The 12406-nt window shown below is 46.3% G+C and carries 15 protein-coding genes and 1 pseudogene; 7 read left to right on the plus strand and 9 right to left on the minus strand.

The window, feature by feature from the left end:
• Positions 1–184: pseudogene (locus tag RIC07_RS11325) on the plus strand (transposase); the annotation flags it as partial.
• A 63-nt stretch (positions 185–247) separates the two neighbouring features.
• Complete coding sequence (locus tag RIC07_RS11330) at positions 248–613, plus strand: hypothetical protein (RefSeq protein ID WP_446394612.1); 366 nt, start codon at positions 248–250, stop codon at positions 611–613.
• Here RIC07_RS11330 and RIC07_RS11335 read toward each other — a convergent pair.
• Genes RIC07_RS11335 through RIC07_RS11345 form a run of 3 tightly spaced genes read right to left on the minus strand, consistent with a single transcriptional unit; the run spans position 516 to position 1467 of the window.
• On the minus strand, positions 516–770 hold the full coding sequence (locus RIC07_RS11335; protein WP_446394694.1) for an element excision factor XisH family protein: 255 nt from the start codon (positions 768–770) through the stop codon (positions 516–518). The two genes, RIC07_RS11330 and RIC07_RS11335, sit on opposite strands and share 98 nt — an antisense overlap.
• A gap of 47 nt (positions 771–817) precedes the next feature.
• Positions 818–1198 carry a clan AA aspartic protease gene (locus RIC07_RS11340; protein ID WP_446394613.1) on the minus strand — a complete coding sequence of 127 codons (381 nt, stop codon included), beginning with the start codon at positions 1196–1198 and terminating at the stop codon, positions 818–820.
• Positions 1195–1467 carry a hypothetical protein gene (locus RIC07_RS11345; RefSeq protein ID WP_446364489.1) on the minus strand — a complete coding sequence of 91 codons (273 nt, stop codon included), beginning with the start codon at positions 1465–1467 and terminating at the stop codon, positions 1195–1197. Before RIC07_RS11345 ends, RIC07_RS11340 begins: the two co-directional genes overlap by 4 nt.
• Positions 1468–1938: 471 nt before the next feature.
• On the opposite strand from RIC07_RS11345, the gene RIC07_RS11350 reads away from it, so the two are divergent.
• Positions 1939–3462 (plus strand): RNA-guided endonuclease TnpB family protein, encoded by a 1524-nt coding sequence (locus tag RIC07_RS11350; protein ID WP_446394614.1) that lies wholly within the window; start codon positions 1939–1941, stop codon positions 3460–3462.
• Positions 3463–3507: 45 nt separating this feature from the next.
• Here RIC07_RS11350 and RIC07_RS11355 read toward each other — a convergent pair whose 3' ends face one another.
• The 6 genes from RIC07_RS11355 to RIC07_RS11380 all read right to left on the minus strand — a co-directional run bounded on the left by RIC07_RS11355 (position 3508) and on the right by RIC07_RS11380 (position 8136).
• Positions 3508–4632, minus strand: coding sequence for a hybrid sensor histidine kinase/response regulator (locus RIC07_RS11355; RefSeq protein ID WP_446394615.1), 1125 nt, complete (start codon positions 4630–4632; stop codon positions 3508–3510).
• Positions 4629–5369, minus strand: coding sequence for a response regulator (locus tag RIC07_RS11360; protein ID WP_446394616.1), 741 nt, complete (start codon positions 5367–5369; stop codon positions 4629–4631). The genes RIC07_RS11355 and RIC07_RS11360 overlap by 4 nt, the downstream gene beginning before the upstream one ends.
• A gap of 96 nt (positions 5370–5465) precedes the next feature.
• Positions 5466–6248 carry a Fic family protein gene (locus RIC07_RS11365; protein WP_446394695.1) on the minus strand — a complete coding sequence of 261 codons (783 nt, stop codon included), beginning with the start codon at positions 6246–6248 and terminating at the stop codon, positions 5466–5468.
• Positions 6208–6537 (minus strand): hypothetical protein, encoded by a 330-nt coding sequence (locus RIC07_RS11370; protein ID WP_446394617.1) that lies wholly within the window; start codon positions 6535–6537, stop codon positions 6208–6210. Before RIC07_RS11370 ends, RIC07_RS11365 begins: the two co-directional genes overlap by 41 nt.
• A gap of 101 nt (positions 6538–6638) precedes the next feature.
• Complete coding sequence (locus tag RIC07_RS11375) at positions 6639–7814, minus strand: relaxase/mobilization nuclease domain-containing protein (RefSeq protein WP_446394618.1); 1176 nt, start codon at positions 7812–7814, stop codon at positions 6639–6641.
• Positions 7815–7830: 16 nt separating this feature from the next.
• Positions 7831–8136, minus strand: coding sequence for a plasmid mobilization protein (locus RIC07_RS11380; protein ID WP_446394619.1), 306 nt, complete (start codon positions 8134–8136; stop codon positions 7831–7833).
• A gap of 172 nt (positions 8137–8308) precedes the next feature.
• On the opposite strand from RIC07_RS11380, the gene RIC07_RS11385 reads away from it, so the two are divergent.
• The 4 genes from RIC07_RS11385 (at position 8309) to RIC07_RS11400 (ending at position 12281) form a co-directional block, all read left to right on the plus strand.
• Complete coding sequence (locus RIC07_RS11385; RefSeq protein WP_446394620.1) at positions 8309–9553, plus strand: ParM/StbA family protein; 1245 nt, start codon at positions 8309–8311, stop codon at positions 9551–9553.
• 420 nt (positions 9554–9973) lie between these two features.
• Positions 9974–10546 (plus strand): hypothetical protein, encoded by a 573-nt coding sequence (locus tag RIC07_RS11390; RefSeq protein ID WP_446394621.1) that lies wholly within the window; start codon positions 9974–9976, stop codon positions 10544–10546.
• Positions 10547–10599: 53 nt separating this feature from the next.
• Positions 10600–11538, plus strand: a complete 939-nt coding sequence (locus tag RIC07_RS11395; protein ID WP_446394622.1) for a hypothetical protein — start codon at positions 10600–10602, stop codon at positions 11536–11538.
• Positions 11539–11591: 53 nt separating this feature from the next.
• Positions 11592–12281, plus strand: coding sequence for a DUF6753 family protein (locus RIC07_RS11400; RefSeq protein ID WP_446394623.1), 690 nt, complete (start codon positions 11592–11594; stop codon positions 12279–12281).
• Positions 12282–12406 lie beyond the last annotated feature (125 nt).

Raw genomic sequence — 12406 nt, forward strand, 5'->3', positions numbered from 1 at the left:
CACAAGTGACCCACCCAAGTTAAGTAAATATAAGCATTTAGGCAAGGCTGGAAGTGAAGCCCATGTCGCTTCTGTGATGTCTGTTGCCAGAAGAACGATAGTGTCCGAATTACAAAAAACCATTGATTCTCTTAAAAATAGTTTACTAGATATTTCTTTTGACTCTGAGCAAGAAGATATCTAAATATTTAGGTTAAAAAATTATTCGCGATTATAAGTCGCGAATAATTTTTCTCTCTTTTCCAAAATGGGATGCTCCCAGCGGAAAGATGTATTTGTCAAGCATTTAGCTAAATATGATTCCCGGTTTGTCGCCGGAGATGCTTACAGTTTTGAGCAGTGGATGAGTGTTTTGAAACGAACCCACAAATGCTCGAATTCAGAAGTTGCCACTATTGTTTCCAAGGCAGCAACTAAGGCATATTGTGAGGGTCATCCTGGTCGGATTGATGTAGCAGATTTGTTGTCCGAGCGGTCTACAATTAACCCATTGGCGTTACGTGATGCGGAGCGGATTACGGCGATGCGTCGCAACGCGCAACGGGTATCGTTACCTGCGTCTTCGCCGGATAGTTCGGTCTATGCTCAACCTCAAGTGGATGATATTTATTAGTGACAATGATTCCTCGTGAAATTTTCTCCAATTCAATGTCGTAAACCATCATTTTTACGGTATTTTCTTGCAGCATTGAGGCTGGGAAATCAAGTTGAAATAAGCTGTTATAGATTAGAGTGGGTACAGCTAGATAGAGAATCCGAACGCTGCCGATTTTGGTCTAGCATTCAGGTGAGGTGACTGACGTTTGTCGTTCAGAATCTATGAAGTCGAGGGTGGAATTTGTTCTAAGGAAACTAAACCATTGTCTTCAAAATCAATCTCCAGATGATATCCTTCCATCAATGCCGTTCCCAATAAAGGCTTATAACCAGACGCTAAAATAGGGACTACTTTTTCTCGATTGTCCCAAACAATTGTTGCTAAATGTATAGATAACAACGCCTCCCTACCATCGGCTAATCTGGCAAGCGTACTCGAATATAACGGGAGATTCATCGCACTGACTGCTTGCGGTGGTAAGGTAAGATGGTCGTTGAATCCAGTATCGATAATAAAATCGATAGAAAAATCAGGTTGTGTTGGTAAACGAAAAATTACTGGCACTATCGCTTTGCCGTCAATCAATCTCCCGTAAATCATTTGACAGTACGCTCAATCGCCCCCCCAAAGCTGACAGCAACATCATAACCAATCCGCATCGTAAATAACCTGGCATTTGGTTTTTTCTGCTTTAACTTTAAGGCTGTTTCTACGCCAGTTTTATCAATACCGTATTCGCCCGTTTCCGCATCAATCACAATCATCCTGCCAATGTTATCATCACACTCAACCTGTTGACGAATGCCATTTTCGTAAAACTGTTTAGCTCTGTGGGCAACTTCTTCTACAGTCCAAAAAATAGCCTGCATGATAATTACACCTGCTTTGTGCTTTTTAATTATTTTAGCTGATTCGGTAGGCAACCTTTCAGTAGACCATGGCTACTATCTAGGAGTTTGAACCTCCCGGCGGGTGAAGCAACGAGTGTAAGCCGTGAGGAACGCCATTACCCCCACCCATTCCCCCAACTGAGCGAGTAGCAGGCTTTCATCAAGTCGGTTTCTGGGAAAATGCGATCTATCATCCATTCTACACCATCTAACGCGACACGGCTTTCTTTATTTGCCGCCTATTTTTTAGAGTGGTGAGGGTCATTTATGTAAGCCTAAATTACCGATGCACAACCTACGCTGTGAGGATATCTACGATATTGTCTATCAGCTAAATTAACCGTCATGTTGATTATTGTCGTTTGTTGACATTTGTCTAAATTAAAGCTATCCTCATCAAAAGGTCGATGTCAATCATTTTAGGTAACTAACCTTCTCGATTTCTCCAGTATGGTTAAAAGCACTACCCCTTCATTCATTACAACCATCCCCCTTGTTGTAACCAGTCAATCAGAGTCAGAGTTGCTTTCTCGCTTCCAAGCGGGTCGGCAACTCTATAATGCTTGTTTGAACGAAGCAATGGTTCGGATGCGGTTAGTGCAGAAATCCTCCCATTACCAATCAGCTAAAAAGCTACCAAAAGGGAAAGTCAGAACAAAGGCATTTAGTGAAGCAAGGAGGCAATATCGGTATTCCGAGTATGAGCTTCAGGCTTATGCAACGGTAGTCGCCAATACCTCTAAGTGGATTGCTCAAAAAGTCGATTCCAATACTCAGCAAAAGTTAGCGACTCGTGCCTTCCAATCAACAGAAAAGGTAATGTTTGGTCGTGCTAAGAAAGTACGATTCAAGGTTCCTTCTCGGTTCCGCAGCATGGAGGGCAAGACCAACAAGCAGGGTATCCGTTGGACTGGGGAGCACCTTCTTTGGGGAAAGCTCAGACTCAACGCCCTGATTTGCCCCAATAACCCTGTAATGATGCATGGCATCAACAGCTCTATCAAATACGTCCGGATTCTCTGGAAAGAGATTAACGGTAAACGTCGCTGGTATGCTCAGTTAATCAACAAAGGAGAGCCTTATCGAAAAGCTGCTAATTTTGTTAATCCTGGAGTTGTTGGATTAGACCTGAATATTTCCAATGTGGCTTATGTGGCTGACAGCAATGCTGGCTTGTTACCCTTTGCCGAGAAGGTTCCAAGCTTTGAGCGTGAAATTAGCAGCTTGCAGCGAAAGATGCAACGGTCACAACGGCAGTCCAATCCTGACAACTACGAACCTGACTTCTTAGGAAGGAAGGGACGTAAGGATATCCTGAAAAAAGGGAAGCCGAAAAAAGGTTGCTCTTCGTGGAATAAATCCAAACGTTATCAGGCTCTTGCGCGTCAAAAGCGAGAATTAGAGCGGCGCAAAGCTGAGTATTGCAAGTCTCAAAATCGTCGCCTAGTTAATGACATTCTCAGAAACGGAAACCAAATTAAGGCTGAAAAGGTTTCTGTAAAAGGATGGCAAAAGAATTGGGGAAAAGCGATTGGTGCTAAGTCCCCTGGTTTTTTTCAGTCAGAACTGAAACGCAAAGCTGAGAAAGCTGGCGGTTCGTTCTACCAGTTTTCGACTACGAAAACGGCACTCTCTCAAACTCATTTAACAGGGGAACGTATCAAAAAATCCCTGTCAGAACGAGTTCATTACGATAAGTCAGGCGTAGTAATGCACCGTGACTTGATGAGTGCGTTTTTAAGTCGTCACGTTTATGACGATGTGTTGTCATTGCAGAATGCTCAATCCGAGTATCCAGGGATGGAAACCGCCCTGCTACGGGCATGGCAACAATATCAACAATCGGCAAATCGAGTAAGCGCGTCTGAAAGTCGGTGCAGTCATAGCCCCGTTGAGCCGATTCGTAGCGACTCAGAAAAGTCTAGCCAGATAGCTTCCTCTGGGACGAGTGAAAAGCTAGATATAAGCTTCTGAGGAATCTCCCGGTTTTAGCGTAGCGGAACCGGGAGAGGTTTCAAATCACTGCTTAACCGGCAAACGAATCGTAAAAATCGTACCTTTGCCCACAATAGATTGGCAACCAATCTGCCCAGAATGAGCATTAACAATAAGTTGAGTTAAATACAATCCCAACCCACTACCCGAACGAGGATTCATACCCGCAGAGGGCAGAGAATCAATTCTATGTTGCCCACTCCGAAACCGCCGGAATAATTCCCGTTGCTTTACCGAAGGAATACCACACCCCGTATCTTGGATAACAATAACTATCCCATCAATCGACCGCGATTTGCGGTATCGTATCTTTATAAACCCCTTGCTAGTAAACTTAATCGCATTACGCACCAAATTAGTAAAAACTCGGTGCAATTCCACGCGGTCGCCCTCAATCCAGACATCTCCCTGAAATTCACGACTCGCTTCCAGTGATAGACTCACCCCTTCAGCCACCAGAAACTGGAGTTGTTCCACTACATCCTTGAGCAACTTCTGTAAATTCACCGGGGATAAATTCAACTTTTTATCGCCCGCTTCAAACTTAGAAACTGCTAAAAACTTCTGCACCAAATCTTGCAGCCCTTGGTTACTTTCCTGCATCAACCGCAGCACTTTTATCGCTTCCGCCGATAATTCTCCACATCCCCCCTCGCACAAAAAATTCAACATCCCCTGATTAGCAACCAACGGCGTATTTAAATCATGGGTTAAACACGCCATCAACTCATCTCTCGCTTCCAGGCTTTTTTTCAACCGCAGTAATGACCTCACTCGCGCTAGCATTTCCGCCTCAGCAATGGGACGATGAATAAAATCCTCAGCCCCCGCGTCTAACCCCTGAACAACCAGCGAGTTCGGTGAATCCTCTTCCACCTGACTCGTCATCAACAGAATTGGCAGGTTGCGTAAGTGAGGATTACGGCGAATTCGCCGAGTGACCTCAATCCCATCTATCCCTGGCAAACGCACATCCATTAAAATCAAATCGGGGTAAAAACCTTTGAGCCGTTGCAAACATTCCTCACCCGAACTCGCTTTCTTTACAGAATAGCCTTGCCGCTTGAGAATGAGTTTAATCAACTCAACATTAATCGGTGTATCATCCACCACTAAAATACGGATACGGTGATGGGCAAGCGCTCTCAAGATAGTATCCCTTCCCGTAACGCTTGGACAGCAATTTGCGTGCGGCGTTCGCAAGCCAACTTTCTAAACAGATTCCGCACATATACCTTGACAGATGCCACACTCAGGTACAGTTGCTGGGCAATTTCTGAATTATTATAGCCATTGACAATCAATTCCAAAACCTCGTACTCTCTGGGACTTAAATTATAATCTCCATTAGCACTTTTTTGCTCACCTTGATGAGAACTTGCTCGTGATTCCCCTTGAGTAGACTGATAACTTTGGCAATAACTTAGCACCACACTAGCAATAGCTGGGTCGATAAAATTCTCACCAAGCGCCGTAGCCTTAACTGCCGGGTAAAGTAGAGATGGGTCTAGCGTTTTCCGGCAATAAGAATCTGCTCCTGCCTCGAACGCGGCTAAAACAACCTCCTGACTATTCCAAGACGTGAGAATAAGAACCTTAGGAATCCCATAGTCACTCTTTCCCTGACAATCGCCAGTCTTCAACGCTTTAGTTAATTGAATGCCATTCATATCGGGCAACCCAATATCTACAATAATTATATCCGGTTGAACCGAGCGATTTAATTGCAGGCATTGAGCGGCTGTCCCGCATTCCCCCACCAGCTCAAGATTAATATTAGCATTATGACTTTTCGCTTTTTCTTTTTTCAAGACTAGCCCGATCCCCATGCGAGTAAACTCATGGTCTTCGACAATCAAGACCTTATAAGTTTTCGTCAATTCCATACCTCCTCCAGCTTTTGATTCATAAAATAAACGCTCCTCAAAATCAGGTTAATTGAAGTTCATTGTTTTAAGGATGAATTATAAATTAGGAATAATTTATTGCTTCTGCCAACGTGCATCCACCCCACGTCCCTGACAAGTCAAACGTCCAGCATCTCGCTCCCGACGCAAGATACGACGAATCAAATCAATCCCCACCGTTGGACATCGCTCCTGCAACTCTCGAATCGAAAATTCCCTAGGTAAATTGTTAATCACATCCAAAACCATTGCCGTTTTCGTTCCCCTCGTAGACGTAACCACCCCTACCCTTGTCTCAAACTCCCGATACGCCGACAGCACCATCACTCCCAAAAAATATTCCCACCATGGTAATAAGTTATGCTCTCCTTCATGCCAACCTTGGGAAGACTGATACAGCGTATCATAGTAACTTTCCTTAGTTCTCTCGACGATCCGCTCCAAACTAATAAACCGCCCCACCTCATAACCCGCTTTATAAAGTAGCAATAGGGTAATCAACCTTGCCATTCGCCCATTTCCATCTAAAAACGGGTGAATACATAAAAAATCCAGAACATAGGTCGGAATAAGCAATAACGGCTCTATCTCACTCGACTGCCAAAGGCGATTAAACTGGTCATGCAAACGTTCCATTGCCACAGGCGTCGCATAAGCGGGAGTCGGTCGAAACCTGACCACCTTAGTCCCATCCGGATAGGTGGCACTAATTTCATTATCCACCGTTTTCCAGCGCCCCCCTGTATTAACAGCAAACTGGTAAAGGTCACGATGAAGTTGTAAAATAATATTCGGCGTAAACGGAATATGGACATAGCTAGTGTGAATCGTTGTTAGGACATCCCGATACCCAGCAATTTCCTGTTCCGAGCGATTCGCTTACGCGATAGCTTCGCTTCACGCGTGGTGTTGTTTTTTCCGTTACCAGCTTTTTAATCCGCTCCAACGGTACCGTAATTCCTTCAATCCGGTTAGAAGACTCCGTACTCTGAATCACCGCCGCTTGGCGCAACGTTTCCAGAACTTGGGGCGCTTGTTCCTTAAACAACTCCTGCTTACCCTTATACTCTCCAATCAAGCGAATCGTTTGCAGCAGTCTTTGATTAATCGGTTGCTGTTCAATGAACCCTTGTTCAAATGATTTCATGTTAATTTTGCCTCATAACCTTTTAACCCTTCTTCACTCTCCAATAACATCGGTACAGTAATCAGATTGAACTGACAAATTAATTCTCTTGAGCTTTATCATTATTTAGAAAGTGAAGCCCTTCTCGCCGAGTATTTTGGATTGTGAATGGCTCTACTTATCAGCATAAACTGCTCAACATCTGCAGCAGTGAGTCGAGATTGCTCCACCTGCGTCCATTGTCCGGCTTCTAACCCTGGCTTTGACTCATACTTAGCTTTCATCAACCGCTCCCCGTCAGCATTGCGCTCTAACACCAGCACCCGCGTTTCCTCCTGCGTTTGCCAATAGGCGGTATAAATATCTCCCCGATGTTGGAGGGTGGACAGCGAATAGAGCATCTGAGCGACAATTGGAGCAACAGTCTGAGTAAACTGCTGTTGAACAGAGTCGGGTTGCCCTGCTATCGATTCAGAATTAGCATAGGAGATTGGGGATAGAGCCACTACGTCCCGTTTGGCATCCCACTCCACTCCCCGATAGTTTTGCAGTCCCGTTAAAGAATAGGCGTTCCCCAGCTTATAACCGGGAAAATTGATACCATTGAGTCCAAAACTAATGCCCATAACCTCACCCTCAGGGGTCATCGCCGGACGCACCGTGACATCAGATTGCTGGAGTCTAGATACTAGCTGCGTCAGGGTGGGACAGTCCCGAGTATTGTCATCAATGAGCCGTTGTAGCTGTCGGATAACAGGTAACTCTGGGGGTTGGTAGCGCTTACCATTGGCATAGTTAACTTGTTCTTTCCGGTATCGCCGCATTTGTCCCGTCGTAGGAGCGCGGCGTTCTCGGTCTGCTCTTGTCGGTGTTAGCCTATATTCAGCTTCAATTTGAGACAGTACCTGCTGAGTGCGCTTATAGTCCCAAGAATCCTGAACACAAGTGCCATCAAGCCTAACCCGACTGGCAACGATATGGACGTGGTCGTGTGTCGTGTCGGTATGCCGTGCCACGATATATTGGTTGCGGGTAAACCCCATGGCTTGGAGGTAACGTCCGGCAATTTCACACCAGGTTCGGTCATCCAGATGGTCGCGTTGGGGTAGCGACAGCGATATATGACAAACGGGTTTAGTCACTCGCTGGTTGAGAAAGTGGCAGATGCTGAATTCTCCACTTAATTCACTGGGGTTCTCTCCAGCCATATTCCCACCAATGAGCGTTGCCCCCTGTTTATTGAGAACATAATTGAGGCATTTTGTAAAGTTATTCCCCTTGACCAATTTGCCAATCATTTCAACATTCAAAAAATTAAAAATTTGCCCCAGTAATTTCCAGACGCACTTGCTTAATCAGTTGCTTAAGTTGCTCAAGTAAATCGGGTTCATCCGTCGCCGTGGCTAACTGGTCGAGTTTCTTACCAATGCGACCAAGTTCCTCATAGGTGAGCAAAGCCACCTCACTAATCCGCCGGGGAGTATGGCGATTGAGTCCCTGATGTCGCAGGTAAGCCGAGATTCTCAGATTGTGGCTGGCGGCTCGTTGTTGAATTAGCACTTTCTCTTCACTGGTCAGACGAATTTTTACGAGTTCTGTGCGACGTGATTTGGGTGACATTGTTTCTTTAAGTCTCACAAAAGCCATCGTTTTCACTTTACAAGTTTCTGGACGGTTTTGCCCATTAGCCTTTAGGCTAATTCAGTTTAGCCACTTGGTCGATGTGCCTTGTCTAAAGGGTTGGCTAGGGTGAGAACAGCGTTGATGCAAGAGAGTTCCATCCTTAAAAGTTATGGCTAAAGCAACAACAACTCCAAAAACTGTTATGCCCCAGGTGGTGATTTCCATCGACTTTGGCGGGTCAGATACGAAGGTAATTGCGGAGAAAGTACCTGTTGAAAATGCCAAGGATGTTCTCGGCAAATCCCACAGCTTCTCCTTTGCCATGTCTCCAGAAGTTTCTGTGGTTTCGGCAGAGTCTTTACGAGACTATACAAACTCAAGGATTGGCAATGCCTCCCCGGAGTATTCGGCATGGGTAGGCAGTCACGATACCTATACCGCCGTGGGACATCTAGCAAAGCATCGCTTTCACGGCAATCCAGGACTCGGGGAACTCAAATACGAAAGAGCGATCGCCAAAACCTTAGCCGCCGTTTGGGTGGTTCAGCAACGTTTGGCACTACCCAACAAATTCAATATCGCGTTGTCGGCATTACTTCCATACAGTGAATATGCCGATAAACAGCGGTTCGAGCCGTTGTTAACCCAAGCCTTGCGTCACTTCGAGACACCCACAGGACGCTGCCGGGTCAAGCTGCTGACGTTTCAGTGCCGACCGGAAGGAGCGGGTATCTATCTCGTCCATTCTCGCATCAGAGGAGAGTCTTTGCTGAATAAGTCCATAGCCGTGGTCATGGTTGGCTATCGCAATGCCTCGATTCTGTCTGCCCAATATGGGGAAGTGGGCAAGGGCGTCACCTGTGACTTGGGCTTTGTCAAGATGGTGGAATCGGTCAAAGACTCTACCTCTGGACAAAATGCCGAGCGTCTAACGCCCGCCATTGTCGCCGCTGCTGATCCGGTGAACCCCGAGGCTTTGGCTCACTTGGCTCGCAGTAGCGAACCCAGTCACCGCGCCGCTGATGTGGAGAATCTGGTTAAGGCGATTAAACTCTGTCGCGGCGACTATGTCACAGCTTTAACCAATTGGATCGATAATCAACTCGCGGATGGGGTTAGTGAGATCGTCTTTTGCGGAGGTACAGCCGCTTATCTGAAATCCCAACTTACTGATTACTACAGTACCAAGGGAATTGAGCTGTACTGGAATGCCAACATGGTCATTCCCAAACGCCTGTTGTGCGATCGCCTAACTCCTGATCGCTTGTCTGATGTTTACGGAGTCTTTCTGTTTTTCCGAGACAAGGTAATGAACGAGGTCATGGGTTGGCTGGAGATGCAGCAACCAGAAACCTCACCCACGGAGTCATCCTCCTCCGAACCCGTCACACTCCATATCCTCAGCGCTTCTTGAATTGGGGTTTGGCTAAACAAGGGGGTTTCGGTGCTTTTTGATTACAGCTAATCACCCTTGCGATCGCAGGTTTAAGCAGCAAACTGTGTCCCCAAAACCATATCTTGCTCTACCGAGAAACTGGGGGTGGAAAGTCACGGTAGGAGAGAGACTCAAGGAACTGGCAGCAACAGGGACATGACATCCTGAGGACTTACCAGGGACTTACTAGACAATGACTGAGGACTGACTGAGGATTCATACCCTTAGCCTATTCCCCAATGGATCGCATTTTATCTCAAAATACCCCTCAACCGTTGATTAACTGGAGACTTACCCAGGACTTACCGGGGACTAACCCAGAACTGACTGAGGATTAACTGGGGAATTTTTTCACCTTCAACAAGGCAATTTTGAACTCAATCGCAGGAGTAAGGGGTCGTGGATACAACAACAGCAAATACAAAGAAACCATCGAAAACCAGGCAAAAGAAAAAAGCAGTAGCCAAAGCCGAAGTTCAAGTTACCTATCGCGCTTTCACCGACTATGACGCCATGGTAATCAAATACTGCAAAAAAGATGGCATTCCCGAACTGCGCGAACGAATGCGACAAGCATTCAGTTACCTTTACAGTCCCTTCGCGGCGGCTGAAGCGGATTTACCTGTCAACCAAGTGCGGCAAATTGCGGATCAGGCGGCGCGAAGACTCATCGATTACGCGATGATGCTCAATTCCGAGTTTGGACTTTCCCTATCTCCCGTTATTTGGGGGGGTACGCCGCAATCTTCTGGGGTCGGTCAATTTCAATCAGCTTCCCCAAAACAGCCACCCGCTTCTGCTAATACCGCACCAGCCGTGTCAGTCAGGGATGAATTGGAGGATGGGGATGAAGCAGATGAAAAAGAACCAGAACGAGACCAACGGATACAAGAAATGTTGGACGAAGCGAGGCTGGCTAATCCCGAAACTGCTTTTTTAGGAAAAGGGAAATGGCACGACCCATTCAATTAGAGCCTCCCTTTTTATCAGCCCCCAATCATTAACAACTAACCCGGAGAAAACCGATGCGAGTACATCTAGTCGATGGAGAGAAAGGAGGGACAGGCAAGTCCTTCTTGTGCAAAACCATGGTGGAATATTGTTTAGGGCAGAAACTCCCCTTTGTTCTCATTGACACCGACCGAACTAATCCCGATGTCTTAGAGGTTTATGCAGACAAATGCCCAGCTTATAAATGCTTCTTTTCCGAGAATGAGGAGAATGTAGACTCCGCCGACCCCATTTTATACCGGGCGATGGAAGGAAATCATGTCATTGTCAATCTCCCGTCTCAAATCTATACCTTTGTCAGTGAATGGTTTGAGCGGACGGGAATTCTCTCCGAAGAATTTGCCAGCGCCTTGTTAGCCAGTACCGAAGTTGAATCTGAATTGACCTCAGAAGCCGCCGCCTGTGAAACATCGGCGGAAGAATCCGAGTCACCAGCGCAATCAGAAATGGAAGTTTTGGGAGAGGTCGAACAATCACCAGGAAAGTCGGATATCGAGGATGATTCTCATCAGGCGGATCAGGGAGAGGTGAACCCAATCCAATTTGATGGCAAGGTTGAGTTTTACAAGTGGTTTGTCTGTACGGGACAGCCGGATTCGGTGGATTTATTCGTTCAGTCTTTAGCCGATTGGGGAGATAAGATTCCCCATATCTTAGTCAAAAACGAGTATTGGACAAAAGACTTCTCCATTCTCGAAACTCCCAGTATCAAAGAATTAATTGAGGAGTACGAGGTTGAGGAGATTACCTTACCCAAAATGATTCTCTCTGAAAAAGAGCGTCAATTCTTTTCTACCCATAAAATGAGCTTCTCCGATGCCATTGTGGGCAAAAAATGGCAAAAAGAATGGCGAATTCTCTCCCGACAGCGAGTTGCCACCTACTTCAAACAAGCCAAAAGCACCCTGTCGCAGTTGGGGTTGCTCAATAACCCCGCGATTTCCGAATTTTAGCAGCTAGGGCAAGCCCTTCTCAAAGAGTAGTTTGAATGTAAGAATTTTGAATTATGGTGGGTCAGCCAGATATCTCACAAGCCGGGGGAATCCATAAAGGTGCAACAGTTCCAGATATTATCTTTGAGGGCAAGCCAGAGTCAGTCAAGGCGCGAGTGTTGGAAATTGCCTATCAATCGGGCATTGAGCCAGAAGACCCGCTGTTTGTGCTGTTGGCGGCAACGGGTTCTCTAGAGGTACTATTGGATGAGTCTCCCAAAGCGATTAAGGAATTGTTCGAGACCAAACTCCAGGCGTTGCACGAAGAGTTTTTGGCAGTAGCTGAAGCGCTGAAGAATTATGAAGAGTCGATGATGGCAGTGCAGCGGCGGGCGTTTGTGAAATCGGTAGAAGATGCGCTCAAGCAAATCGAAAAGCAGAAATCCCGCCAATTTTGGGCAACATTGTCGGATAATTGGCTCTTTGTGGTGGTTGGTGGGGCGGCGGTGCTGGGTTGTTTGCTAGTGGGGGGATGGGGTGGTTTCCAATTGGCTTCGCCACCAGAATTAGATCCAACCGGTCCAAGGCAGTTATCTTTGGAAGAAGCCAAGGCATTGGACTGGGCGCTTTCCTCTGAGGGGAGGGAAGCCAAGAAATTATGGGAGTGGAATCGGGGAGCGATCGCGGTGTGTAAGGCTAACTCGAAGGAACTTAAAGGGCGTTGTGCTATTTGGATTAAGCCGCCAACGAAGTCTTCTTTTTAGCCAAGGGGAAATCAGCCAATGTGATCGCCCTGACCATCAATTTCCCGAATTGGCATAGGTTCACCTCTAAGATGGGAATAAATTCAGTTGTTATGTCGGGTCAGCAATAGACGCTAGCCCCTCTC

Origin of the sequence: Coleofasciculus sp. E1-EBD-02 (assembly GCF_040218245.1) — a bacterium.
Taxonomy (GTDB): domain Bacteria; phylum Cyanobacteriota; class Cyanobacteriia; order Cyanobacteriales; family Coleofasciculaceae; genus Coleofasciculus.

Coding starts and splice junctions, on each gene's coding strand:
- RIC07_RS11350 (WP_446394614.1), top strand. CDS start 1,939: ATGGTTAAAAGCACTACCCCTTCATTCATTACAACCATCCCCCTTGTT.
- RIC07_RS11395 (WP_446394622.1), top strand. CDS start 10,600: ATGCGAGTACATCTAGTCGATGGAGAGAAAGGAGGGACAGGCAAGTCC.
- RIC07_RS11360 (WP_446394616.1), bottom strand. CDS start 5,369: ATGGAATTGACGAAAACTTATAAGGTCTTGATTGTCGAAGACCATGAG.
- RIC07_RS11370 (WP_446394617.1), bottom strand. CDS start 6,537: ATGAAATCATTTGAACAAGGGTTCATTGAACAGCAACCGATTAATCAA.
- RIC07_RS11340 (WP_446394613.1), bottom strand. CDS start 1,198: ATGATTTACGGGAGATTGATTGACGGCAAAGCGATAGTGCCAGTAATT.
- RIC07_RS11400 (WP_446394623.1), top strand. CDS start 11,592: ATGGTGGGTCAGCCAGATATCTCACAAGCCGGGGGAATCCATAAAGGT.
- RIC07_RS11330 (WP_446394612.1), top strand. CDS start 248: ATGGGATGCTCCCAGCGGAAAGATGTATTTGTCAAGCATTTAGCTAAA.
- RIC07_RS11380 (WP_446394619.1), bottom strand. CDS start 8,136: ATGTCACCCAAATCACGTCGCACAGAACTCGTAAAAATTCGTCTGACC.
- RIC07_RS11345 (WP_446364489.1), bottom strand. CDS start 1,467: ATGCAGGCTATTTTTTGGACTGTAGAAGAAGTTGCCCACAGAGCTAAA.
- RIC07_RS11385 (WP_446394620.1), top strand. CDS start 8,309: ATGGCTAAAGCAACAACAACTCCAAAAACTGTTATGCCCCAGGTGGTG.
- RIC07_RS11375 (WP_446394618.1), bottom strand. CDS start 7,814: ATGATTGGCAAATTGGTCAAGGGGAATAACTTTACAAAATGCCTCAAT.